Source organism: Streptococcus sp. 3.1 (genome assembly GCF_016648915.1).
GTDB lineage: Bacteria > Bacillota > Bacilli > Lactobacillales > Streptococcaceae > Streptococcus > Streptococcus salivarius_E.
In genome coordinates this window covers 1-23,488 of the sequence record NZ_JACLQV010000008.1, presented here as the reverse complement: position 1 = coordinate 23,488, position 23,488 = coordinate 1, and the positions used below count along the sequence as shown (strand labels likewise).

The window sequence follows — 23,488 nt, the reverse complement described above, 5'->3', positions numbered from 1 at the left end:
AGGGAGCAAGTTTCAGTTTGAATGGGGGACGCATCTAGAGTAATCTAGATGTTTTTTTATTTTGTGAATTCTTTTACGAATAAGTAAGAGAGTGCACAAAGGAGAGAGTCATGTTAATTGCAAAAAATCAGGAGGGGAAGCTCGTTTCAGCTCTAGAAACCAGTTTGCAACGTAAGGAATCCTATAGCTGTCCTGGTTGCCAGGGAGTTGTCCTTCTGAAACATGGCCAGGTAATGTGTCCACATTTTGCTCATAAGTCTTTGCAAGATTGTCAGTTCTTCTCGGAGAATGAATCGGCCCAACATTTATCCCTTAAGGCAGCTTTGTATAAATCTTTGGTTAATCATGGTGAAAAAGTAAGTATTGAAAAGGTTTTGTCTGAGATGGGGCAAATTGCAGATTTATTTGTTGGCGATTCCCTGGCTCTAGAAGTTCAGTGTTCTCGGTTATCTCAGCAACGTTTGAGAGAGAGGACACGCGCCTATCAGCAAGCAGGTTATGAAGTGCGTTGGCTTTTGGGGGAAGACCTATGGTTGGGACGGCGTTTAACAGACTTACAGCGGGACTTTTTCTATTTTACGGCTAAGATAGGATTTCATCTATGGGAGCTTGATTGGAAGAAAGAGGAAATTAGACTTAAGTATCTCATCTATGAGGATATTTTTGGGAAAGTCTATTACTTAACTAAGACCTGGCCTTTAACCGAAAATCTGATGACAGTTCTACGTTATCCTTATCAAGCAGAAAAGGTTGAGACCTATCAAGTGACTCAGCGAAAGAAAGTCTCACATGTAATTCAACGAGAATTAATGGGGAAAAATCCAAGGTGGATGAGAAGACAGGAGGAAGCCTATCTTAAGGGAATGAATTTATTATGCCTGTCTGATCAGGATTTTTTCCCACAAGTAAGATTTCCTGAATCTAGGCAGGGTTTTGTACAAATTAGACAGTCACTTGAAGGTTTTGAAAAGCTTTTTAAGAAATATTATCGAAAAAGGCATTTTTCTTATCGACAAACTCTCTACCCTCCCACCTTTTATGCTAAAATAGAAAAGAATAGACACAATTAAGGAGAATATTATGTCAGACAATCGTACTCATTTAGAAGAAAAATACACATGGGATTTGACGACCATTTTCGCGACAGATGCAGATTGGGAAACCGAATATGAAAGCACTGTTCAGGATTTGAAGAAGGCTAGTGCTTATGCAGGTCATCTCTTGGATTCTGCTAAGAACTTGCTTGAGGCAACAGAACTTTATATGAGCCTTATGCGTCGCTTGGAGAAAATCTATGTCTATGCGTCAATGAAAAATGACCAAGACACAACAGTAGGTCTGTATCAAGAGTACCAAGCAAAGGCCTCAAACCTTTATTCACAGTTGAGTGAAGCCTTTGCTTACTTTGAGCCTGAATTTATGGCCTTGGATGCTGAAAAGTTAACAGCCTTCAAAACAGAGGAACCAGGGCTTGGACTTTATGACCACTATTTCGAACGCCTCTTGGCAAACAAGGACCACGTTCTTTCTCAAGAAGCGGAAGAGCTCTTGGCAGCAGCCGGTGATATTTTCAACGGTCCAACGGATACCTTTAATGTCTTGGATAATGCTGATATCCTCTTCCCATGGGTATCAGATGGCCAAGGGGATGTGGTTGAGTTGACACATGGTAACTTTATCACCCTCATGGAAGCTAAGGACCGTGATATTCGTAAGGGTGCTTATGAAGCGATGTACGGTACTTACGAGCAGTTCCAACATACCTATGCACAAACACTTCAAGGCGTTGTTAAGGTTCACAATTACCAAGCCAAAGTTCGTCACTATAATTCGGCACGTCATGCAGCACTTGCGGCCAATTTTATTCCAGAGAGTGTTTATGACTCACTCTTGGAATCAGTGAATAAGCATTTGCCACTTTTGCACCGTTACCTTGATTTGCGTAAGAAGGTCTTGGGGCTTGACGAGCTTAAGATGTATGACGTCTACACACCACTTTCTGAGACTGAAACTGCTCTTACTTATGAAGAATCCCTCAAGAAAGCAGAAGAAGTCTTGGCAATCTTTGGTGAAGAGTATAGTAAAGGGGTTCATGCAGCCTTTACGGAACGTTGGATTGACGTTCACCCTAACAAAGGAAAACGCTCAGGTGCCTACTCAGGTGGTGCCTATGATACAAATGCTTTCATGCTTTTGAACTGGCAAGATACTCTGGACAATCTCTTTACCTTGGTTCACGAGACTGGCCACAGCTTGCATTCAACGTTCACACGTCAGACACAACCATATGTTTATGGAGATTACCCAATCTTCTTGGCGGAAATTGCGTCTACAACTAATGAAAATATCTTGACAGAAACGCTTCTTAAAGAGGTTAAAGATGACAAGACACGTTTTGCTATTCTTAACCACTATTTGGATGGTTTCAAGGGAACTGTCTTCCGTCAAACCCAATTTGCTGAGTTTGAGCATGCTATCCATGAAGCAGATGCATCTGGTCAAATCTTGACAGCCGACTTCATGAATAAACTTTACGCAGACCTCAATGAGAAATACTATAACCTTAAAGCTGAAGATAACTACGAAATTCAGTTTGAGTGGGAACGTATTCCGCATTTCTACATGAATTACTATGTCTACCAATACGCTACAGGGTTTGCAGCAGCAAGCTACTTGGCTGAAAAAATTGTTCACGGTACTAAGGAGGATAAAGAAGCTTACCTTACTTACCTTAAGGCGGGAAGCTCAGATTATCCTTTGGAAGTTATCAAGAAAGCTGGTGTTGATATGACCAATACCGACTACTTGGATGCTGCCTTCAAAGTTTTTGAAGACCGTCTCGTTGAATTGGAAGCCTTGGTTGAAAAAGGTGTTCACCTTTCTTAAAAAGAAGTTACTATACTATATGAAAGAATCATTCTGAATAAGAGTGGTTCTTTTTACATCTAAAAAAACGAACGTTTATAGCATGCAAGTCCTAATTGCTACGGAAAATGACTAATGAGCATATTTATAGCTCCTTGTTTATATTCATGATAGACTAAAAACCTAACGTTTTATAATTGATAAGTGAACCGTGTTCAGAAATAGAAAGTAGGTTTTTGTGAAAACAACCAATCGTTATCTTGTAGCAACGTGTGGTGTCTTACTCCATCTTATGTTGGGGTCTACCTATGCTTGGAGTATCTATCGTAATCCTATTATGGCCCAGACTGGCTGGGATCAATCTTCAGTTTCTTTTGCCTTTTCATTGGCCATCTTTTGTCTTGGTCTTTCTGCAGCCTTCATGGGACGTTTGGTTGAAAAATTTGGTCCTAGAGTGACTGGGAGTATGTCGGCTGTTCTCTATGCCGGAGGTAACATTCTAACAGGAGTTGCCATTGCTCAGGGAGAGCTGTGGATACTTTATCTTGGTTACGGTATTCTTGGTGGTCTAGGACTGGGTGTGGGGTATATTACGCCTGTTTCAACCATCATTAAGTGGTTTCCTGACAAGCGTGGGCTTGCGACTGGTCTTGCCATTATGGGCTTTGGCTTCGCATCGCTCTTGACTAGCCCTATTGCCCAATATCTGATTCAGGCACGTGGTGTTGAGCAGACCTTTTATATCTTGGGAGTTGTTTATTTTATTGTGATGCTTTTTGTCTCACAATTCATTAAACGACCAAGTGTAGAGGAAGCACAACTGTTGGCTGACGAGAGTCCAAACCGACAGGCTGCTGATTTGAGCAAAGGGGTTACGGCTAATGAAGCTCTGAAATCGTCAACTTTCTACTGGTTATGGCTTATCTTGTTTATCAATATCTCATGTGGCTTAGCCCTTGTCTCTGCTATTTCTCCAATGGCTCAAGATATGGTTGGGATGTCAGCGGAATCAGCAGCAGTTGTTGTCGGTGTTATGGGAATCTTTAATGGTTTTGGTCGCCTTCTGTGGGCAGGCTTGTCGGATTATATTGGGCGTCCGAAGACCTTTATCCTCCTCTTTGCGGTTAATATCGTTATGGCTATCCTCCTAATTGTCCTGCAAGTTCCACTTGTCTTTGTGGTTGCGATGGCTGTTCTGATGACTTGCTACGGGGCAGGATTCTCCTTGATTCCTCCCTACCTTAGCGATATCTTTGGGGCAAAGGAATTGGCTACCCTTCATGGTTATATTCTGACTGCCTGGGCTATGGCAGCCTTAGTGGGACCAATGCTCCTGTCGGTAACCTATGAATTGACAAAATCTTACCAGATGACCTTGCTTGTTTTTATTGCTCTTTACGTGGTAGCTTTAGTTATTGCTTACCTCTTGAAAAAGAGGGTTATTCGTCAAGTAGTCTAATGATGAGGATTTGAGTTATAGATAAGAAAAATCTCTAGCACTCGCTAGGGATTTTTTATATAATAAAACACATGGTTAAATCATATAGTAAAAACGCAAATCACAACATGCGTCGCCCAGTAGTAAACAAGGATATCGTGGATTACATGCGAACGCATCTTCAGGAAAATAAAGGGCATTTGGCTGAGCTGGAGGCCTTTGCTCGTAAGGAAAATATTCCAATTATCCAGCACGAAGTTGTTGCTTATTTCCGATTTTTGTTACAGACCTTGCAGCCTAAGAAAATCCTTGAGGTAGGAACGGCTATTGGTTTTTCAGCCCTTCTTATGGCTGAATATGCGCCTGATGCTCAGATTACAACGGTTGATCGTAATGAAGAAATGATTGGCTTTGCCAAGGAAAATCTAGCCAAGTATGACAGCCGCAAACAAATTACCTTGGTCGAAGGTGATGCAGCAGAAGTTTTGCAAGATTTGGACACTGATTATGATTTTGTTTTTATGGACTCAGCCAAGTCTAAATATATCGTCTTTCTGCCTGAAATCCTAAAACGTCTCAAGGTAGGTGGTGTCATTGTCTTTGATGATATCTTCCAAGGGGGGGATATTGCCAAAGACATCATGGAGGTTCGTCGTGGTCAGCGTACGATTTACCGTGGTTTGCATCGTCTTTTTGATGCGACCTTAGATAACCCTGGTTTGACTGCTAGTTTGGTCCCTATGAGTGACGGACTTCTTATGCTTCGGAAAAATTCTGAAAATATTATCTTGCCAGATTAAGCATTATTTAAGTAAGTGTGGTATAATAACAAAGATATTGACAATTTAAGGAGTAGATAGAATGGCTAAAGAAAATGAAAACCTTGAGTCGACAGAAGAAACTGTTGAAGAGGTTGTAGCAGACAAAGACGCAGAACAAGAGCATCTTGATCGCCAAAAAGAAGAAGAGGAAAGCATCGCCCTCGCTAGTGAAAAAGCGAAAGAAAAAGCTAAACGTGCTAAAACGAAAAAGACACGTGATGCTGGTAAACCAAGCTCAGGTGGCCGCTTCCTCGGAGGTCTTGCCCTTGTAGCTGTTTCAGCTCTCGTTGGTGCAGGTGCTATGTATGTTTCTCTAGGTAACAAAACGACTGAAGAAACAACTTTGGTATCTATGAAAGGTGATACTGTTACTGTCGGTGATGTCTTTGATTCACTTAAAGGTAGCAGCCAAACACAACAAAGTGTTTTGAGTGCAACTTTGCAAAAGGCTCTTGAAAAAGAATATGGTAGCAAAGTCAGCAAAGAAGACGTAGACAAAGCTTATAAGCAAGCTTCAGAACAATACGGAGATCAATTCTCACAAGTACTTGCAGCCTATGGTCAAACAGAAGAGTCATACCGTACTCAAATCCGTACACAAAAATTGGTTGAGTATGCTGTTAACCAAGCCGCACAAAAAGATTTGACTGAAGCAAATTACAAGGCCGCCTATGATAACTACACACCAAATACAGAGGTACAAGTAGTTTCAACTACTGATAAAGCAGTGGCAGATAAGGTAGACTCTGAAGCTAAAGCAGAAGGAGCAGACTTCTCACAAGTTGCTAAAGATAACAGCTTGGAAGTGGCTTCTAAGACAGTTAACTCAGCTTCTCAAGACTTCCCAGCAGATGTTTTGACAGCAGCCTTCAAACAAGATGCTAATGCCGTTTCTGACGTAGTGACCGTTTCAAACAGTTCAACTGGTGCTGCAACTTACTATATCGTCAAAACTGTTTCAAAAGCTGAGAAAAATGCAGATTGGAAAAACTATAAGGATGATTTGACTAAGGTTATCATCAATGGTAAGAAAGCTGATACTAACTTCACTAACTCAGTGATTGCTAAGGTCCTTAAGAAATACAATGTTAAAGTTGTAGACAAGGCCTTCAGCGCAATTCTTGACCAGTATGTGACTGGTTCTGGGGCTTCATCAAGTTCATCATCAAGCTCTAGCAAATAAATCACAAGATAGAGTTGATAATGCTATTATCAGCTTGACCTAAGACCTAAAACACGTTAAAATGGAGAGTGGCTGAAAGTTCTAATATCATGACATTTTTAGCCTTCCCTTTGAGATTGGTAATCATTGCTTCTGATACAGAAAAATGGCGGTCGCTGCGAGCCACGGACGAATCTGATTACTTGCTACTCAAAGTTTACAATTAAAGACAAATAAGAATGACAAGTTCATTGAATGAAGGTGGTACCGCGGTTCACGTCGCCCTTCGTTTAGTGGTCTTGTCTTTTATTCTTTGGGTATTTTCTGAATGCAATGTATGACATTATTGGAGGTGGCGTATGAAAACCTATTTTGTCAAACAGAAGTTTCGATTGGGCGGTGAACGATTTGATATCAAGGATGATCAAGGTAGAGTTGCCTACCAGGTCGAAGGATCCTTTTTTAAGATTCCAAAGACCTTTACGATTTTTGGCGAGGATGGTCGTGAGATCAGTCATATCACCAAGGAGCCTATTAGTCTCTTACCCAAATTTACGGTGGATTTACAGGATGGTTCGAGTTTTTACATTCGTAAAAAATTAACCTTTCTTCGTGATAAGTATGATGTCGATAATCTTGACTTGCGAATAGAGGGGAATATTTGGGACCTGGATTTTCAACTGCTTAATAGTCAAGATCAGGTAGTTGCTAGGATTCAAAAGGAACTCTTCCATCTAACATCGACCTATACTGTTACCGTTTATGAAAATACTTATGCCGATTTAGCCATTTCCCTATGTGTCGCTATTGACTATGTGGAAATGCTCGAGAATAGCTCAAAATAAGAAACAATTGATTAAGGAGAAACAATGAAACAACTTACTTCAGCACAAATTCGTCAAATGTGGCTTGATTTCTGGAAATCAAAAGGTCACGCTGTTGAACCATCAGCTAACTTGGTTCCAGTTAACGATCCAACCCTTCTTTGGATTAACTCAGGGGTTGCCACTTTGAAAAAATACTTTGATGGCTCAGTAATTCCTGAAAATCCACGTATCACTAACTCACAAAAAGCTATCCGTACCAACGATATCGAAAACGTTGGTAAGACAGCTCGTCACCACACTATGTTTGAAATGCTTGGTAACTTCTCAGTTGGTGATTACTTCCGTGATGAAGCTATCGAATGGGGTTATGAGCTTTTGACAAGCCCAGAGTGGTTTGATTTTCCAAAAGACAAACTTTACATGACTTACTATCCAGATGATAAAGATTCATACAACCGCTGGATTGCTTGTGGTGTTGAACCTAGTCATTTGATTCCAATTGAAGATAACTTCTGGGAAATCGGTGCTGGACCTTCAGGACCAGATACTGAAATCTTCTTTGACCGTGGCGAAGACTTTGACCCTGACAATATTGGTATCCGTTTGCTTGAAGAAGATATTGAAAACGACCGTTACATTGAAATTTGGAACATCGTTTTGTCACAATTCAATGCAGACCCAGCTGTTCCACGTTCAGAATACAAGGAACTTCCTAATAAAAACATTGATACGGGCGCAGGTCTTGAACGTCTTGTAGCCGTGATGCAAGGGGCTAAAACAAACTTTGAAACAGACCTCTTCATGCCTATCATTCGTGAAATCGAAAAAATGTCTGGTAAAACTTATGATCCAGATGGTGACACAATGAGCTTCAAGGTTATTGCTGACCACATCCGTTCATTGGCATTTGCCATTGGTGATGGTGCCCTTCCAGGTAATGAAGGTCGTGGTTATGTCCTTCGTCGTCTTCTCCGTCGTGCCGTAATGCACGGCCGTCGTCTCGGCATTTCTGATGCTTTCTTGTACAAACTTGTTCCAACTGTTGGTCAAATCATGGAAAGCTATTACCCAGAAGTTCTTGAGAAGAAAGACTTTATCGAAAAAATCGTTAAACGTGAAGAAGAAACCTTTGCACGTACCATCGATGCAGGTTCAAGCATGCTTGACGAGCTTCTTGCTAACCTTAAGAAATCTGGTAAAGATACGCTTGAAGGTAAAGACATCTTTAAACTTTACGATACTTATGGATTCCCAGTGGAATTGACAGAAGAGTTGGCTGAAGATGAAGGCTTCAAGATTGACCATGAAGGTTTTAAAGCTGCCATGAAAGAACAACAAGAACGTGCGCGTGCTAGCGTGGTTAAAGGTGGTTCTATGGGTATGCAAAATGAAACCCTCGCCAACATCACTGAACCATCTGAGTTCTTGTATGAAGCTGAAACAGCTGAAAGCCGTTTGAGCGTTATCGTTGCTGATGATGCTCGTCATGATAGTGTTAACTCTGGTCAAGCACTCCTTGTCTTTGAACAAACACCATTCTATGCTGAAATGGGTGGACAAGTAGCAGACCACGGTACGATCTCAGATGCAGCTGGTACTGTTGTTGCGCGTGTGGTTGATGTTCAACGTGCACCAAATGGACAAGCCCTTCACACTGTTGAGGTTGAAGGTGAACTTGTTGTAGGTGCTAACTACAAACTTGAAATTGACCACACACGTCGTCACCGTGTTATGAAGAACCACACAGCGACTCACCTCTTGCATGCTGCCCTTCATAATATCGTTGGTGATCATGCTGTTCAAGCTGGTTCTCTTAATGAACAAGAATTCTTGCGTTTCGACTTCACTCACTTTGAGGCTGTAACTCCAGAAGAATTGCGTGCTATCGAAGAACAAGTCAACGAAGAAATCTGGAAAGCCACTCCAGTAACAACTATTGAAACAGACATTGACACTGCTAAATCAATGGGAGCTATGGCCCTTTTTGGTGAAAAATATGGTAAGAATGTTCGTGTCGTTTCAATCGGTGATTACTCTGTTGAGCTTTGTGGTGGTACGCACGTTGCCAACACTGCTGAAATCGGTATGTTCAAGATTGTCAAAGAAGAAGGTATCGGTTCAGGAACACGTCGTATCTTGGCAGTGACATCACGTGAAGCTTACCTTGCTTACCGTGAAGAAGAAGATGCCCTCAAAGCAATCGCAGCAACACTTAAAGCACCACAATTGAAAGAAGTGCCTAACAAGGTTGCTAGCCTTCAAGAGCAATTGCATGCCCTTCAAAAAGAAAATGCTGCGCTTAAAGAAAAGGCAGCTGCAGCTGCAGCTGGTGACGTCTTCAAAGATGTTAAAGAAGCTAACGGTGTTCGTTACATTGCTAGCCAAGTAGAAGTTTCTGATGCAGGTGCCCTTCGTACCTTCGCGGACCAATGGAAACAAGCAGACTACTCTGACGTCCTTGTCCTTGCAGCTCACATTGGCGAAAAAGTTAATGTTCTTGTAGCAAGCAAGTCTAAAGATGTTCACGCAGGTAATGTTATCAAGGTTCTCGCACCAATCGTATCAGGTCGTGGTGGTGGTAAACCAGATATGGCCATGGCCGGTGGTAGCGATGCCAATGGTATCCAAGATCTTCTTTCAGCAGTAGCAGAACAGCTCTAAGATGTGATACAATAAAAGTAACTTGAAAAGATAGGATGAAAATCCTATCTTTTTTTCTTTGTAAGTGGTATTGAAAGTAATGATTATTTTCGTTTCATAATTGAAATAGTGAATACTGGGTGGTATACTATTACAAATCATAAAAATTATAATAGTTTCAAGTAAAAGGGAGCTAGCGATGTTTGGACAAGACTTTGGTCATCGGTTAAGAGAGTTGAGATTAGCACAAGGATTCACTAAAGAAAAATTTTGTGAAGGGGATGAGGTTTTATCAGTACGGCAATTGACACGTATAGAAACAGGGAAGTCTCAACCTAAATTAGAGACCTTAGAGCACTTGGCAAGACGTCTGAATATATCTTTATCGGAATTGCTTGGAGAGAGAGCTATAGGCTCAAAGTTGCCGGTAGAATACCTCAATCTCAAATATCAATTGATGCATGCGACTAGTCTAGATAAGCCAAATAACCTAATGAAACTAGACGAAAAGCTGGGTAAAATTATTGATATCTATTATGATGATTTGCCAGTTGATGAACAGAGGGTCGTTGATATTTTACAGTCAAAACTTTACTCATATACTTCAAAGACACACCAAAAATTTGGCATGAGCATATTGGAGAAGAGTTTACCTTCATTATGTGAGAAAAGGGTATACACTATCAATGACCTACTACTTATAGAACTATATCAAATCTCGTTAGGAGATGGTGATAGTATGCGGTCAGATGGGTTTAGTGAAGGGACCTTTTATACCATTTGTAGGAATCTTATAAATAGTTATGATAGTATTCCCACGGAGTATCTATTTTTACTTAGGGATGCCTTATTAATGGTTCCAATAGTTGAATATGAACGAAAAAAGTTTCATTTATCGGAAGTAGCATTCAATCAACTGCATCACATTATGGAGGAAACTCAAGATTATCAGAAAAAACCAATTTTGAGAATGCTAGAGGGACAGTATCTATATGTTGTAAAGAATGATATTTTTGAGGCTAAAAAGGCTTATCAAGAAGGGATAATCTTGGCTAGATTATTAGGAGATACCTCTTTAGCTGACATCATGTCAGAGAAAATGAGAGATGCCATGAAAGAATAGAGCAGGACATACGTGTCCTGTTCTTTTTTTCTAAAATGCAGTATATTATATTCATAAAGCGAATTGAAGAATAGAAATTTGAGTGCATTATTTTCTTTGGGGATTTTAGGAATTTACACTTGTCATAAAATTTATTTAAAATACACAAAGGAGATTTATTATGAAATACTCAAATAACAAACTAGCCCGCTTTTCAATTCGAAAATATTCTATTGGTGTAGCATCTGTTCTAATAGGATTTTTCTTTATGGGAGTATCAGTATCTGCCGATCAAGTGACAGAAGCGAGCGCTGTCGCCCCATCAAGTCTTGTTACAGAAAAATCAGATGCTGCAGTGGCTTCTACAAATACAGAAATTGGAAAATCTACAGAAGTAGTACAAGTTAATACTCCAGAAGTTCCTTTAGGAAGCCCAAATGAAACGAGGGATGAAGTAAAATCTGATACAATCGAAAAATCTGAGTTAAGTATTTCCGAGTTAGACACAAGTAATAAAGTCTCAGAAAACAGTACTACACCTGTGTTAGAGACAAAGGATGAAAAAGAGACACCCAAAGTGGTTGCTGAGGATAAACAAGCTGATACAATTGAACAAGTAGATCCTACTAACCCAGAAGGCAAGAAAACAGTTGGGTATGCTGCTGCGAATATTGACAAGCCAAAGACCTCCATTGTTAATGATGAAACACGGATTCGAGCCACCAAAAAAGATGGTAAGTACATTCATTCAACAAATGTTAATAATGTTTCATCTGGAGATGTTGTTTTGTTTTCAGCAGGTGGTGGTTCAATCGCACGTGGTGATGACTACCCTCAAAGATTCAAGAATGGTAGAATTTGGGTAGATGCAGATGATTGGGGACAATATGTTAGGGAATGTACATCATTTGTAGCTTATCGCCTAAGTACAGTAAATGGATTTACAATTCCTTATGCTTATGGTGACGCAGGAAAATGGGGATATCGAGCACGTAGTGAAGGTTACAGGGTAGATAATACTCCAGCATTGGGTTCAGTGGCTTGGTATGATAATCAATATCAACATGTTGCATGGGTATCTAATGTCATGGGGGATTACATTGAATTAGAAGAGTATAACTGGCATGATGATCATATTTATCATAGACAGGTAGTTAATAAAAATACTGTAACAGGATTTATTCACTTTAAGGATATTAATAGAGTGGTGGACGATTCTTCAAATCACCCATCACCTTCAGTAGACCAAGAAGTTCCAGAAAGTGGTGTCTATTATTTCAAAGGACGTGCTAGTATAAAATCAGAACCTAAAATGTCAAGCCCAGAACTTGCGTACTATGACGCAGGTCAAAGTGTAAACTATGATCGTAAATTGATTGCAGATGGTCATGAGTGGATTTCTTATCTATCTTACGCTGGAAATCGTCGTTATATCCCTATTCGTGAAATTGTAAATGTGACTAGTAGTCCAACGGGTACTATAAGAATTGTAAATAATGATTCTGAGACAGGAACATTTGATATTATCGTTTCCAATGTTTCAGACGTTAACGGAGTTCAAAAAGTATCGCTCCCAACATGGTCTGAAATTGATGGACAAGATGATATTATTTGGTACACTGCTACTCGTCAATCTGATGGAACATATCGTCAACATGTAAACGTAAGTGATCATAAAAATTCAACAGGAGTTTATAATGTTCACTTGTATTATGTTGAAAATAGCGGTAAACTTGTTGGTGTTGGTGGGACTACTGTTAATGTGCAAAAGAATCAGGATACCTATACTATCCCATCAAGTGGTGTTTATCGTTTCACACAACGAGTCAGTATAAAGTCAGAACCTAGTATGTCAAGCCCTGAATTAGCTTATTATGACGCTGGTAATACGGTTAATTATGATAGAGTATTGACTAATGAGGGACACACTTGGATTTCTTATCTCAGTTATAGTGGAAATCGCCGTTATATTGCTATTAATTAAGGAGAATTATTATGAAGCCTACTACAAAACGTTTCACAACTTTAACCGCACTCGCTTTAACTTCCGTTCTATTACTTGGTGCATGTGGTAATAACAAGAAGGAAGCCACATTAACATCGAGCTCTAGTAAGGTTAGTCAGAAAGTGAAATCGACAAAACCATCCTCAAAAGAAAAAGCGAAGAAGTCTGAGAAAAAGACAAAATCTTCTAGTTCAGAAGAAGTCTCAAAAGAAACCTCTGGAGAAAAGGCTTCACAACCATCAGCCGGAAATGTTGCTGGATCTGCTCAACAAGAAGTTGCCCCAACAAATCCTAATGAAGAAACAGCTGGAGTAAATCAAGGAACTCCTACAGAACAACCAGCTGCTTCAGCGGAACAAACACCAGCTACCACAGTAGTTGATGCTACGGCAATGGCTAATGGTGATTTCTCTAGTGTTGCTGGTACCTATCAAAATGACTTAGGAGATACAATTACAGTATCCCCATCCGGTAGTGTAACTCGTGTTGGCGCTGAAAGTGGTTATAGTGATACAAGTAGTCAGCTCTTTAATGGTTTTGCTCAAGATGGCGGTTATGTAGCAGGTTTTGCTCATAATGATGGACCAACCAGTGACCCAATTTTCTTTGATAGTAACGGACAGATTCGTTTTGGTTCTGATGCGATATATGGTCGGATGCATGTTTACAATAAAGTAGATTGATGGTATTGTCCCTCAGTACTTAAGAAAAGGAAATCACAAGTAGTAGAAGGAGCACACTTTAAAAATGTCTCAAAAAGAACATGGAGAAGTGAGAAGTACTAGTGGCACCTTAAAGGGTACCTATCACTATTTGAATTCTCCCAGTCCTCATTTGTTTCCGTTTGTCTTTATTAGTAATGTAACAGATAACTTTCAGATGTTTCGCGTGTGTAAGAATGGTAAGCCATTTGCCTTTCCATTACTTCTACCAAATCAATATAAAATTGTTTACATTAAGGATTTTCAAAATGTTAGCTCCTGTGATGAGATTACAGTGACTGAACATTTAGAGGAATACATCTATGATGAATCAGACTTAGACTAGAATGATATCTATAGTCAATTTAACTCAGAATAAATTGATTAATCTGTTCAGATTTGCTTAATGTGTCAAGAAATTAGATGTTTGAAAAGTCCTTAGATATATCTAAGGACTTTTCTTCATTATAATAGGTAATAGTTATCGAAAAAATTATCGATCAATTTTCTACAAAATAAAGTTTAGTAATATTAATGAAATACTTGTAAAATATTTTTAAAAGAAGTATACTATAGGCGTAAAAACGGTTCCATTATTTTATGAAACAGCCTAGAAAGTGAGAGTGATCAAAATGAGAAAGGCATATGTTTTTAAGGAACGTCAACGTTACTCAATTCGTAAATATTCTTTTGGAGCTGCATCAGTCTTGATTGGTGCGAGCTTGATGCTTGGTGGGCATGCTTTGGCTCAGGAACAAGCCAATAGCACAGGTTCTATCACGGACTATGAAGTTACTGTAAATAATTCTGAAGCACCCCAAATTGACCAAGCAACTTCAGAAGCTGTTACCGAGGTTCTCAATGAACCAGCTTCAAGATCTGAAGCGCCAAGACCTAAGCTTGCCAGCAGTGAAGTTGCTTCCTCTGAAGCTAGTAGTGTAGTGGTCAGCGAGGCTGCTTCTTTGGAAGTACCAGCAGAGGTTGCTCAATCTGCATCTGCTGTCGCTTCTGTTGCGAGCTCAGAGGTGGCTAGTCCACGTTATGAAGTGTCATCAGTAGCTAGCTCTGAAGTAGTTAGTGAGATTAACCGTTCAGCAACTTCAGAAGTAGCAGAAGCTAGAGTTACTGACCGTGAAGCTGTCGATACTAGTCTTCGTACTGTCTTAACTAATGCTAGTCAGCCAGGTGTAGATGGTCCTGTGACTGCTGATGGTTCTCTTGATATCCCATCAAACGGTACCTATTATTTCCGTCGCACAACTGAAATTCGTACAGCTCCAGTCATGGATATCAAACCTACATTTGTCTTTAGTGCAGGCGACCATGTTATCTATGATAAGGTCTTGAAGAGAGACAATCATCAATGGATTTCTTATATTGGTTATGACTATGAACGCTACTACGCTGATATCGCAGCATTGAAGGCTGAAAATACTAGTAGCAACACTGAAGCGACTAGAGATGAAACCATCCCTGAACGTGGTACTTATTACTTCACTAAACCTGCAGATGTGAAGAACCAACCTAGCTTGACTGCCAAGACTGAGTTCAATTTTGATCCAGGCATGTCAGTCAACTACGATAGATCTTTGCTTGCGGACAACCACCGTTGGATTTCTTACACTTCGTACAGTGGTACTCGTCGTTATGTCGACCTAGGTGCTGTTGCAGAGGCTGTAGCTAAACCAAGAGGCGACATTTCTATTGAAAGTCATAACAATGGTGACTTTAGCGTGGTTATCAGTAATGTATCAGATCAAAACGGTGTCCTCGGAGTGTCTGTTCCAATCTGGTCTGAAAAGAATGGTCAAGATGACATTATCTGGTACAATGCGACTCGTCTTAACAATGGTAACTACAAGGTTAACGTCAGTCTAACTGACCACAAGAATGAACGTGGCCTCTATAATGTTCATCTTTACTATGTTGAAACTAATGGTAAATTAGTTGGTGTGGGTGGCACAACTTACACAGTTCCTGCCAAGGTTGAAGAAACTCATACAACAACTAGCTATAGCCTTCCTGACTCAGGAACTTACACCTTCAAAGAACGCACTGGCATTAAGGCAGAACCTCGTGTGGCAAGTCCAGAGTTGGCTTACTACGATGCAGGCATGTCAGTCAACTATGACAAGATTGTCAGTGGTGATGGTTATGAATGGCTTTCTTACCTCAGCTACAATGGCAACCGCCGTTATGTAGCCGTGGCTAAACTTGCTCAACAAGAAAGCAAACCAAGCGGTACTATCAATATTGAAAATCTCTCTAACCTTGGTTTTGACGTTCATATCACTAATGTTTCTGGTGGTGACAAGGCTATCCAAAGCGTAAGTGTTCCAGTATGGACAGCTAAAGACGGCCAAGACGATCTTGTATGGCACCAAGCTAACAGACAAAGTGATGGTAGCTACAAGGTTCGTATCAATGTTAGTGACCATAAGGCTGAAGCAGGCGAATACATTGTCCATCTCTATTATGTCCAAGATGGTAAGATGGTAGGTATCGGAGGCACTAGCACAACTGTTCCAGTTCAAAATGCAACTCGCCACAATCTTCCAGCTTCAGGTTCATACACCTTTACCGCTCGTACTGGCATTAAGGCAGAACCTCGTGTGGCAAGTCCAGAGTTGGCCTACTACGATGCTGGCATGTCAGTCAACTACGACAAGATTGTCAGTGGTGATGGTTACCAATGGCTTTCTTACCTCAGCTACAATGGCAACCGCCGTTATGTAGCCGTGTCTAAACTTGCTCAACAAGAAAGCAAACCAAGCGGTACTATCAATATTGAAAATCTCTCTAACCTTGGTTTTGACGTTCATATCACTAATGTTTCTGGTGGTGACAAGGCTATCCAAAGCGTAAGTGTTCCAGTATGGACAGCTAAAGACGGCCAAGACGATCTTGTATGGCACCAAGCTAACAGACAAAGTGATGGTAGCTACAAGGTTCGTATCAATGTTAGTGACCATAAGGCTGAAGCAGGCGAATACATTGTCCATCTCTATTATGTCCAAGATGGTAAGATGGTAGGTATCGGAGGCACTAGCACAACTGTTCCAGTTCAAAATGCAACCCGCCACAACCTTACAGCTTCAGGTTCATACACCTTTACTGCTCGTTCTGGCATTAAGACTCAACCTTTGGTAGCCAACCCAGATGTTAGCTACTACGATGCTGGTATGTCAGTCAACTATGACAAGGTTGTCAATAATGATGGCTATACATGGCTTTCTTATCTCAGCTATTCAGGACATCGTTTCTATGTGGCTATCGCACCAACAAGTGTGACTAAACCAGTAGAACAACCAGTTCAACCAAGTACACCATCTTCTGGTACCTATACTTTCAAGGAACGCTCTAGCATTAAAGCAGAACCAAGTGTTGCAAGTCCAGAGTTGGCCTACTATGATGCTGGTATGTCCGTTAACTATGACAGATTGGTGACTGCAGATGGTCGTACATGGCTCTCTTATGTTAGCCATGGAGGCAACCGTCGTTACATTGCTATTGATGGTAAGGCAACAGCAGTTGCTCAACCAAAAAGCCCAAGCCTAGCAGCAACTGGCACCTATACCTTTACCAAACCTAGCTCTATCAAGGCACAACCAAGTGTTGCTAGCCCAGAGTTAGCCTACTATGATAAAGGCATGTCCGTTCGCTATGACAAGGTCCTAACAGCTGATGGCCATACTTGGTTGTCTTATGTAACCTATAGTGGTGCAAGACGCTATGTGGACATTGCTTAAGAGTTGTAACATCACTCTCTTTTGAGGGTGGTGTTTTTTGGTAGAAAAGAGCCAAAAAAACAAACATCAAAAGAATGTTTGTCTTTACTTTAGCCCTATATGAGAAAGGGTGGCCCTGATTTATAAACTCAGGCAGAAATATATTACATATGTTCATATAGAATTAATTTGAGAGGCAAGGTAGTACTGAAAGATAGTAAAGTAACTCACAATTTACTCAGTATTCTGATCAATAATTCTTTTAACTTTTCTAAGTCTTCATGGACTGTCCCGTCCATATAGAGATTATAAACTTCATCGTCTTGTTCCACTCGTATCTGTGCAGAGTAACCTTTTGATAGAGCTAAAGCACGAATAACCTCTCGTTGAGTTCGTCCATTACCCTCTCGAAAGGGATGAAAATAATTAAGATTATCAAGAATTCCTGTTAAATGCATAATGATTTCATCTTTGGAGTTGGCAGTTTGATGATAGGAATGAATCATCATATGAGTTTCAGCTGTATTAAATGACTGTATTGGCATAAAAGGATTACCGCTTTTAGAGATATTTACCTTACGATATTATCCAGCCCAAGCGTAAACATCTTGAAATAAATAGTTGTGAATGGCTAGAATATCGCTCATGGAATAAACTTGAATGGGCTCTAAACGCAAGTCTGCAAGCCTTCTAGTAACGAATAAGTGTTCATTTCGGTAAGCTTCTTCGATATTTGTAATATTTTGTTTATTGACTAAGACCGTAGAATCTGGATAGGTATATTGGTTATTAGGGTCAATGTACTTATATCCTTCATATTGATTCTTAACCAATGTTCAATTCCTTTCGTCTATTGGTGACATAAGTTTTTAAATCAATTACATCCTGAACAGTAGGCTCATAATTTTCAATCATTGAAGATCCAATAGCATACCAAACGGCATCAAAATCTGAATAATTATCAAAAGAAATTCCTAAAATTGTTAATTCTTCTTCATTTACATCAAGAGTCATGGCATACCTCCTTGTATATCACTATCATTGTACCATAGACCCTTATATTTACATGAAAGATGGGGATAGTTATGATTGATTGAACTGTTGATAGGATATTTTCATCATAAAAAACACCCTCAAAAATTAATTTTTTCTGTCTAACTTTTGGGGTACAGTTTAATCTGCTTGAGTTTTTACACATAATTATTGATAGCATCAAAACAGGGCTTGCATAACCTTGGGAATATTTGACAGCACCTTCATTAATTCCAGTCAGTAATTATATTCTAAAACATTGTACTTGTTTAATTGGAACTGAGAGAAATTTGGTATCGTAAAAATGCTCACTAATTAAATAGTAGAGTCCTCTTATATACAAGATATGTGCCTTCTTGGATAGTTATTTGAAAGTATGATGATAAAGTGGTTGGTCATATATTATTGATGATTTATGTGACAATCAGAAAAAGCCATTAGATTCATGACATTATAACTTTACCAATATTATAATAGAAATTTGATAACGGTATTGAGAAATATTTAATTGAAAATTCTAAAAATAAGGTATTAAAAAAGTAATTATGGTACAATATAAAAGAAAATCGTTTTTATCTTTTATATCGAATTTTTGCTGTTACTCACTAATTTGTGTGTTACTTATAGTATTATAGGAGTAATGATGAATAAGATTTTAGCCATTGATGATGACGAAGAAATTCTAAAACTTATAAAGACAGCTTTAGAGATTGAGAATTATCAAGTCACAACTTTACAAGAAATACAAGTACCAATAGTTTTTGATAAATTTAAGGGGTATGATTTAATTCTATTAGATATTCTGATGCCTAATATAAATGGAATAGAATTTTGTTATAAAATTCGTGAAGAGGTATGCTCTCCAATTATTTTTGTTAGTGCCTTATCTCATGACGATGAAATTATCCAAGCTTTAACCGTAGGAGGAGATGATTTTATTGTTAAACCGTTTAGTTTGAAACAATTTATAGCTAAGGTTAATTCTCATTTGAAGAGAGAAGAAAGAGCAAGGTTAAAGATTGAAAAAGATAAAAGGAGCTTTCCTCCTCTAGAAATTTATCTAGAGGAACGTATGCTATACATCGATAAGATCCCTTTAACTTTAACTTCTAGGGAATATGATATTTTGGAATTATTATCTCGTTATCCCCATAAAGTATTTACAAAAGAAGAGATATATGAACAGGTCTATGACGAGGAGGCGTCAGCATTATTTCACTCCATTTCAGAGTATATTTATCAAATTAGAATGAAATTTGCAAGCTTTGGAATTAATCCAATAAAAACAGTACGTGGAATTGGTTATAAGTGGGATGTCTAAAAAATATTCAATAAAAAAAAGAGTTTGGTTAGTAGTTTTTGAAGTTTGTGCTGGTTTTTTTATTACAATTCTAATAATCTATATAATTTCATTTTCTTTCTTAAGGCTAAATATAGTGACGTCCCATAATATTGGAGAGGAATATCATTTTGAAGATAAAAAAACAATAAAACAACTGACAAACTATGCGGAATCTTTGGGATTAGATTATGTTATTTTAGATAATAAGGTAAATAAAATCATTAAGGGGAAATACATACCTAAAGAATTTTCTTTATTCAGAAAAGTTGTAGAAGAAAAAGATAACTTAATTTTGGATACAGTGCATTATGACTTTTATAACAATGGTGATTATAGTATTGTTATCAGATATAATGAGATGCCAGAATTTTCTAATCCTAAGTTTAGGGATGTTCCATATAATATGTTGACTTTTTATTTTCTAGGGTTAGGAATAATAACTAGTATTGTGGTTGCTTCAACAAGGTTTGTGAAAGAAATTTCTTCGAATTTTAAAGAAATAAAGAAAATAGCAAATAAAATGGGGATAGAAAGATTATCTAAACAAGAAAACTTTTCTAAAATAACGGAATTTGATGATATCCTGGCAACCCTATATACAAAGGGAGATGGTTTGAAAAATTTGATTGATCGAGAAAAATTAGAGAAACAAGATTTATCATTTCAAATATCTGCTCTCTCTCATGATATAAAGACACCTTTAACTGTTTTAAAAGGGAACCTTGAGTTATTAGAATTAACGTCCTTAACAACTAGTCAACAAAGTTATGTTCTTTCAATGGATAATAGTATTTCTGTTTTTGAGAGCTATTTCGACTCATTGATTTCCTATACTCGGATGCTTTCAGAAGATAGAGGAGCAAAGTTGATAGTTGTTGAAGAACTGCTAAGTGAGTTACATTTTGAGGTTGATGATCTTTTGAATATAAACGATGTTGAATTTTCTATTGGGAATTACCTTGTAAGCAGTTCTTTTTATGGAGAAGAAGAAAATTTGATACGGGCAATATCCAATCTTCTAGTTAATGCAATTAGATTTACACCCTCTTCAAATAAGAAAATAGAGCTCATATTATCTGAATCGGGAACTCTCATTTATTTTGAAGTATGGAACAATGGTCCCCAGTTTAATGATAGTACTTTGAAAAATGGCACTAAATTGTTTTACACAGAAGATAATAGTAGAGGAAATAAGCATTACGGAATTGGATTAGCTTTTGTTAATGGTGTTGCTATTAAGCATGGAGGGCACCTTCAGTTGGTAAACCCAGCAAGAGGGGGAGCAAGTGCAATTTTATCCATTAAGAAGAAATAGATATAATTTAAAGCATTTGGACAGAAAATTGTAAGAAATTTTCTGTCCAAATGCTTTTTTTCTGAACAGATTCTGAACTTAAGATGAAATAATGACATCGTAAATATATCGGACATATAAATAAGAGAGGAAATATCTAAATGCCCAACAGTATATAGAATAGGAGTAATCAATATGTTAAAAATACAAAACTTAAGAAAATCTTATGGTAAGAGAACGGTACTAGATAATGTCAATATGAATATTCCTAAGGGAAAAGTATATGCTTTAATAGGTCCAAATGGTGCTGGAAAATCAACTATTATGAAAATTTTGACTGGTTTAATTAATAAAACCAGTGGTTCTATCACTTTTGAAGGTAGAGAATGGTCACGTCGAGATTTGCAGAAAATTGGAAGTATTATTGAAGAACCACCACTTTACAAGAATTTGAGCGCATACGATAATATGAAAGTAGTTACAACAATGCTTGGTATTTCAAATAGTACAATACTTCCGCTATTAAATAAAGTAGGTTTAGGAAACATTGATAGGAGACCAGTAAAGCAATTTTCTCTAGGGATGAAGCAAAGGTTAGGAATAGCTATCGCTTTAATAAATTCACCTAAATTACTTATATTGGACGAGCCTACCAACGGCTTGGATCCTATTGGAATTCAAGAATTAAGGGAAATTATAGAGTCATTTAAATCAGATGGGATGACAGTCATGATTTCAAGTCATATTCTTTCAGAGGTCGAACATCTAGCTGATTTTATTGGTTTTATTTATGAAGGAAAGATTGTACTGGAGAAGGAATATGATGGTTCTGAGAATCTTGAGGAGTTATTTAATAATCAAATTATATATGAAAAAGGGAGGAGATTATGAAACAAGTTTTTTTATCAAATTTAATTAAAATAAAGAATACGAGTATTTTTAAGTTAATTTTTATTTTCCCTTTCATTTGTGTTATTCTTTCTTTATTGTTTTCATCATTGGGTGGTAAGGAAGTATTAAGTCTAACTGCAGAAACTACCGTGAATCAGTGGGGGGTTATTTGGATTAATGTAATTATAGCTGTAAATTCAGCTTTGTTAAATAAGTTGGAATTAGATTCAAATAAGTATTCTGTTTATTTATCAAGGAATGTTAATTTAAAAAAGGTAGAATACGCAAGAATCATATTGGTAGCTTTTTTAAACTTAATAATTAGTGTGATTTTAAGCCTAATACTTATCTTAATGGGTTTAATTTTACCCACACCAAGTCTTATTAGTATATGTAGGATGCTATTAACTATTTTATTGATTTGGTTGACAACATTATGGCAAATTCCATTTATTTTATGGCTATCAAGAAAAACTAATTTGTATTTTGCTATGATTATTAATACAATATCACCACTAATTATTGGTACAAGTTTTTCTCTCTTAGATACATGGTATTTGTTTCCTTATGATTGGTCATTGAAGCTGCTTGAACCAATGACAAAAATGAGAATAAATGGTATACCTATTGGATCTGAATATATTCCTGATTATTCACTGATTTTCGTTTCATTTTTCTTAGGGATTACTTTTTTCATTTTATTGGTCGAACTATCTGCTATCTCTTTCAAAAGACAGGTGAAATAGTCATGAAATTATATATATGCTCTAGTTTTTTAAAAATAAAAAACACTTCTTATTTGCTAGTACACATTTTAGCCGCATTATTATTTCCACTACTTTTGTTCCTATATTGGAATCAACGTGGAGGGTTACAAAGCAGGACGGTATTATTTTCTTACTTTCAAATAGTAGGAGTACTTCTTCCTTTTGCTTCTAGTATTGTGAATATTCAACTAAAAAATTTGGAGGAATCATCTGGGAAATTTAAATATTTGTTGGGGTATTCACAATCGAATTATAAGCCATTTTTTGCTGAATTGGTATTTTTGTGGTTATGTTATTGTATAGTTTTAATAGTTTCAATTACTATATTTATCTTTTTGTTGAAAACTATTGGTATAGTTGTATCTCTAAGATTACTTATTTTGATTAGTTTATTTTATATCATTTTGGCCTATATAGCATATATGCTTAATCAGATTATTAGTTATTTATTTAGCACAGGTGTGGCACTAGGTATTTCAATGATGGGAGTCATTATTGCTGCGTTTTGTGAAACGAGTCTCGGTGATAAGGTATGGTTTCTAATCCCATGGGCATGGTTTTTGAGAGTATCAGATACACTATTCAACCAACAAAAAATAGATATCACTCCACTTATGATTATATTTGTTATTTCTATCATAATAGTATTTTTTCATTTTTTACTATTTCAAAAGTGGAATCAAGACCGCTTGATAAGTGGTTAAATATGTCCAGTTTTCTATCTATAATAAATACAATCTAATTATGTTTGATTAGGAAATGGCTATAACATCTCTTAATTTCTTAATGAAAACAACATAGGTGATTAGTTTTCATTTGAACTATGGATCTTTCCTAAAATATTTATTTCTGTCATTAAATATCAATTGAGCC

18 protein-coding genes and 1 pseudogene are annotated in these 23,488 nt (G+C 37.7%); 17 read left to right on the top strand and 2 right to left on the bottom strand.

All coding sequences use genetic code 11. The features are described from left to right. Positions 1-110: 110 nt before the first annotated feature. The 12 genes from H7U02_RS05955 to H7U02_RS05900 all read left to right on the top strand — a co-directional run bounded on the left by H7U02_RS05955 (position 111) and on the right by H7U02_RS05900 (position 17,310). Positions 111-1,070, top strand: a complete 960-nt coding sequence (locus tag H7U02_RS05955) for a competence protein CoiA (RefSeq protein ID WP_037600481.1) — start codon at positions 111-113, stop codon at positions 1,068-1,070. A 10-nt stretch (positions 1,071-1,080) separates the two neighbouring features. Next, on the top strand, positions 1,081-2,886 hold the full coding sequence (pepF, locus tag H7U02_RS05950) for an oligoendopeptidase F (RefSeq protein ID WP_101799650.1): 1,806 nt from the start codon (positions 1,081-1,083) through the stop codon (positions 2,884-2,886). Positions 2,887-3,103: 217 nt separating this feature from the next. Beyond that, positions 3,104-4,324 carry an OFA family MFS transporter gene (locus H7U02_RS05945; protein ID WP_037600476.1) on the top strand — a complete coding sequence of 407 codons (1,221 nt, stop codon included), beginning with the start codon at positions 3,104-3,106 and terminating at the stop codon, positions 4,322-4,324. Positions 4,325-4,395: 71 nt separating this feature from the next. After that, positions 4,396-5,103, top strand: a complete 708-nt coding sequence (locus tag H7U02_RS05940; RefSeq protein WP_014633986.1) for an O-methyltransferase — start codon at positions 4,396-4,398, stop codon at positions 5,101-5,103. Between the two features lie 61 nt (positions 5,104-5,164). Continuing rightward, positions 5,165-6,307 (top strand): peptidyl-prolyl cis-trans isomerase, encoded by a 1,143-nt coding sequence (locus H7U02_RS05935; protein WP_002890136.1) that lies wholly within the window; start codon positions 5,165-5,167, stop codon positions 6,305-6,307. Positions 6,308-6,645: 338 nt separating this feature from the next. Continuing rightward, positions 6,646-7,131: an LURP-one-related/scramblase family protein gene (locus H7U02_RS05930; RefSeq protein WP_037600473.1), complete on the top strand. Its 486-nt coding sequence runs from the start codon at positions 6,646-6,648 to the stop codon at positions 7,129-7,131. A 24-nt stretch (positions 7,132-7,155) separates the two neighbouring features. Further along, positions 7,156-9,774, top strand: a complete 2,619-nt coding sequence (gene alaS / locus H7U02_RS05925) for an alanine--tRNA ligase (RefSeq protein WP_013990152.1) — start codon at positions 7,156-7,158, stop codon at positions 9,772-9,774. Positions 9,775-9,952: 178 nt separating this feature from the next. Further along, the gene (locus H7U02_RS05920; RefSeq protein WP_201042943.1) at positions 9,953-10,876 is read left to right on the top strand and encodes a helix-turn-helix domain-containing protein; all 924 of its coding nucleotides are present in this window, start codon (positions 9,953-9,955) and stop codon (positions 10,874-10,876) included. A 160-nt stretch (positions 10,877-11,036) separates the two neighbouring features. Next, positions 11,037-12,839: an SH3 domain-containing protein gene (locus H7U02_RS05915; protein WP_201042941.1), complete on the top strand. Its 1,803-nt coding sequence runs from the start codon at positions 11,037-11,039 to the stop codon at positions 12,837-12,839. Between the two features lie 11 nt (positions 12,840-12,850). After that, positions 12,851-13,543, top strand: a complete 693-nt coding sequence (locus H7U02_RS05910; protein WP_201042939.1) for a DUF6287 domain-containing protein — start codon at positions 12,851-12,853, stop codon at positions 13,541-13,543. Positions 13,544-13,607: 64 nt separating this feature from the next. Further along, a complete protein-coding gene (locus H7U02_RS05905; protein WP_201042937.1) occupies positions 13,608-13,907 on the top strand; it encodes a hypothetical protein in 300 nt (99 codons plus the stop codon). A 286-nt stretch (positions 13,908-14,193) separates the two neighbouring features. Then, positions 14,194-17,310 (top strand): SH3 domain-containing protein, encoded by a 3,117-nt coding sequence (locus H7U02_RS05900; RefSeq protein WP_201042935.1) that lies wholly within the window; start codon positions 14,194-14,196, stop codon positions 17,308-17,310. A gap of 206 nt (positions 17,311-17,516) precedes the next feature. Here H7U02_RS05900 and H7U02_RS05895 read toward each other — a convergent pair. Both H7U02_RS05895 and H7U02_RS05890 read right to left on the bottom strand, forming a co-directional pair. Beyond that, a pseudogene (locus H7U02_RS05895) lies at positions 17,517-18,122 on the bottom strand (Fic/DOC family protein). Further along, entirely contained in the window at positions 18,115-18,303 is a 189-nt protein-coding gene (locus H7U02_RS05890) for a hypothetical protein (RefSeq protein WP_143567393.1), read from the bottom strand. The pseudogene H7U02_RS05895 and the gene H7U02_RS05890 overlap by 8 nt, the downstream one beginning before the upstream one ends. Before the next feature lie 661 nt (positions 18,304-18,964). Between H7U02_RS05890 and H7U02_RS05885 the strand changes: the two genes are divergently transcribed. The 5 genes from H7U02_RS05885 (at position 18,965) to H7U02_RS05865 (ending at position 23,319) form a co-directional block, all read left to right on the top strand. Beyond that, positions 18,965-19,642, top strand: coding sequence for a response regulator transcription factor (locus tag H7U02_RS05885; protein ID WP_201042933.1), 678 nt, complete (start codon positions 18,965-18,967; stop codon positions 19,640-19,642). After that, positions 19,635-20,978 (top strand): sensor histidine kinase, encoded by a 1,344-nt coding sequence (locus tag H7U02_RS05880; RefSeq protein WP_201042931.1) that lies wholly within the window; start codon positions 19,635-19,637, stop codon positions 20,976-20,978. Before H7U02_RS05885 ends, H7U02_RS05880 begins: the two co-directional genes overlap by 8 nt. A gap of 174 nt (positions 20,979-21,152) precedes the next feature. Further along, positions 21,153-21,848, top strand: a complete 696-nt coding sequence (locus H7U02_RS05875) for a lantibiotic protection ABC transporter ATP-binding protein (RefSeq protein WP_070578169.1) — start codon at positions 21,153-21,155, stop codon at positions 21,846-21,848. Next, on the top strand, positions 21,845-22,594 hold the full coding sequence (locus tag H7U02_RS05870; protein WP_101799808.1) for a lantibiotic immunity ABC transporter MutE/EpiE family permease subunit: 750 nt from the start codon (positions 21,845-21,847) through the stop codon (positions 22,592-22,594). Before H7U02_RS05875 ends, H7U02_RS05870 begins: the two co-directional genes overlap by 4 nt. A gap of 2 nt (positions 22,595-22,596) precedes the next feature. Beyond that, the gene (locus H7U02_RS05865) at positions 22,597-23,319 is read left to right on the top strand and encodes a lantibiotic immunity ABC transporter MutG family permease subunit (protein ID WP_201042929.1); all 723 of its coding nucleotides are present in this window, start codon (positions 22,597-22,599) and stop codon (positions 23,317-23,319) included. Positions 23,320-23,488 lie beyond the last annotated feature (169 nt).

Excerpts from the sequence above, each read along its gene's own strand:
- H7U02_RS05955 (WP_037600481.1), top strand. The coding sequence starts at position 111 with ATGTTAATTGCAAAAAATCAGGAGGGGAAGCTCGTTTCAGCTCTAGAA.
- pepF (WP_101799650.1), top strand. The coding sequence starts at position 1,081 with ATGTCAGACAATCGTACTCATTTAGAAGAAAAATACACATGGGATTTG.
- H7U02_RS05940 (WP_014633986.1), top strand. The coding sequence starts at position 4,396 with ATGGTTAAATCATATAGTAAAAACGCAAATCACAACATGCGTCGCCCA.
- H7U02_RS05935 (WP_002890136.1), top strand. The coding sequence starts at position 5,165 with ATGGCTAAAGAAAATGAAAACCTTGAGTCGACAGAAGAAACTGTTGAA.
- H7U02_RS05930 (WP_037600473.1), top strand. The coding sequence starts at position 6,646 with ATGAAAACCTATTTTGTCAAACAGAAGTTTCGATTGGGCGGTGAACGA.
- alaS (WP_013990152.1), top strand. The coding sequence starts at position 7,156 with ATGAAACAACTTACTTCAGCACAAATTCGTCAAATGTGGCTTGATTTC.
- H7U02_RS05920 (WP_201042943.1), top strand. The coding sequence starts at position 9,953 with ATGTTTGGACAAGACTTTGGTCATCGGTTAAGAGAGTTGAGATTAGCA.
- H7U02_RS05915 (WP_201042941.1), top strand. The coding sequence starts at position 11,037 with ATGAAATACTCAAATAACAAACTAGCCCGCTTTTCAATTCGAAAATAT.
- H7U02_RS05910 (WP_201042939.1), top strand. The coding sequence starts at position 12,851 with ATGAAGCCTACTACAAAACGTTTCACAACTTTAACCGCACTCGCTTTA.
- H7U02_RS05905 (WP_201042937.1), top strand. The coding sequence starts at position 13,608 with ATGTCTCAAAAAGAACATGGAGAAGTGAGAAGTACTAGTGGCACCTTA.
- H7U02_RS05900 (WP_201042935.1), top strand. The coding sequence starts at position 14,194 with ATGAGAAAGGCATATGTTTTTAAGGAACGTCAACGTTACTCAATTCGT.
- H7U02_RS05890 (WP_143567393.1), bottom strand. The coding sequence starts at position 18,303 with ATGACTCTTGATGTAAATGAAGAAGAATTAACAATTTTAGGAATTTCT.
- H7U02_RS05885 (WP_201042933.1), top strand. The coding sequence starts at position 18,965 with ATGAATAAGATTTTAGCCATTGATGATGACGAAGAAATTCTAAAACTT.
- H7U02_RS05880 (WP_201042931.1), top strand. The coding sequence starts at position 19,635 with ATGTCTAAAAAATATTCAATAAAAAAAAGAGTTTGGTTAGTAGTTTTT.
- H7U02_RS05875 (WP_070578169.1), top strand. The coding sequence starts at position 21,153 with ATGTTAAAAATACAAAACTTAAGAAAATCTTATGGTAAGAGAACGGTA.
- H7U02_RS05870 (WP_101799808.1), top strand. The coding sequence starts at position 21,845 with ATGAAACAAGTTTTTTTATCAAATTTAATTAAAATAAAGAATACGAGT.
- H7U02_RS05865 (WP_201042929.1), top strand. The coding sequence starts at position 22,597 with ATGAAATTATATATATGCTCTAGTTTTTTAAAAATAAAAAACACTTCT.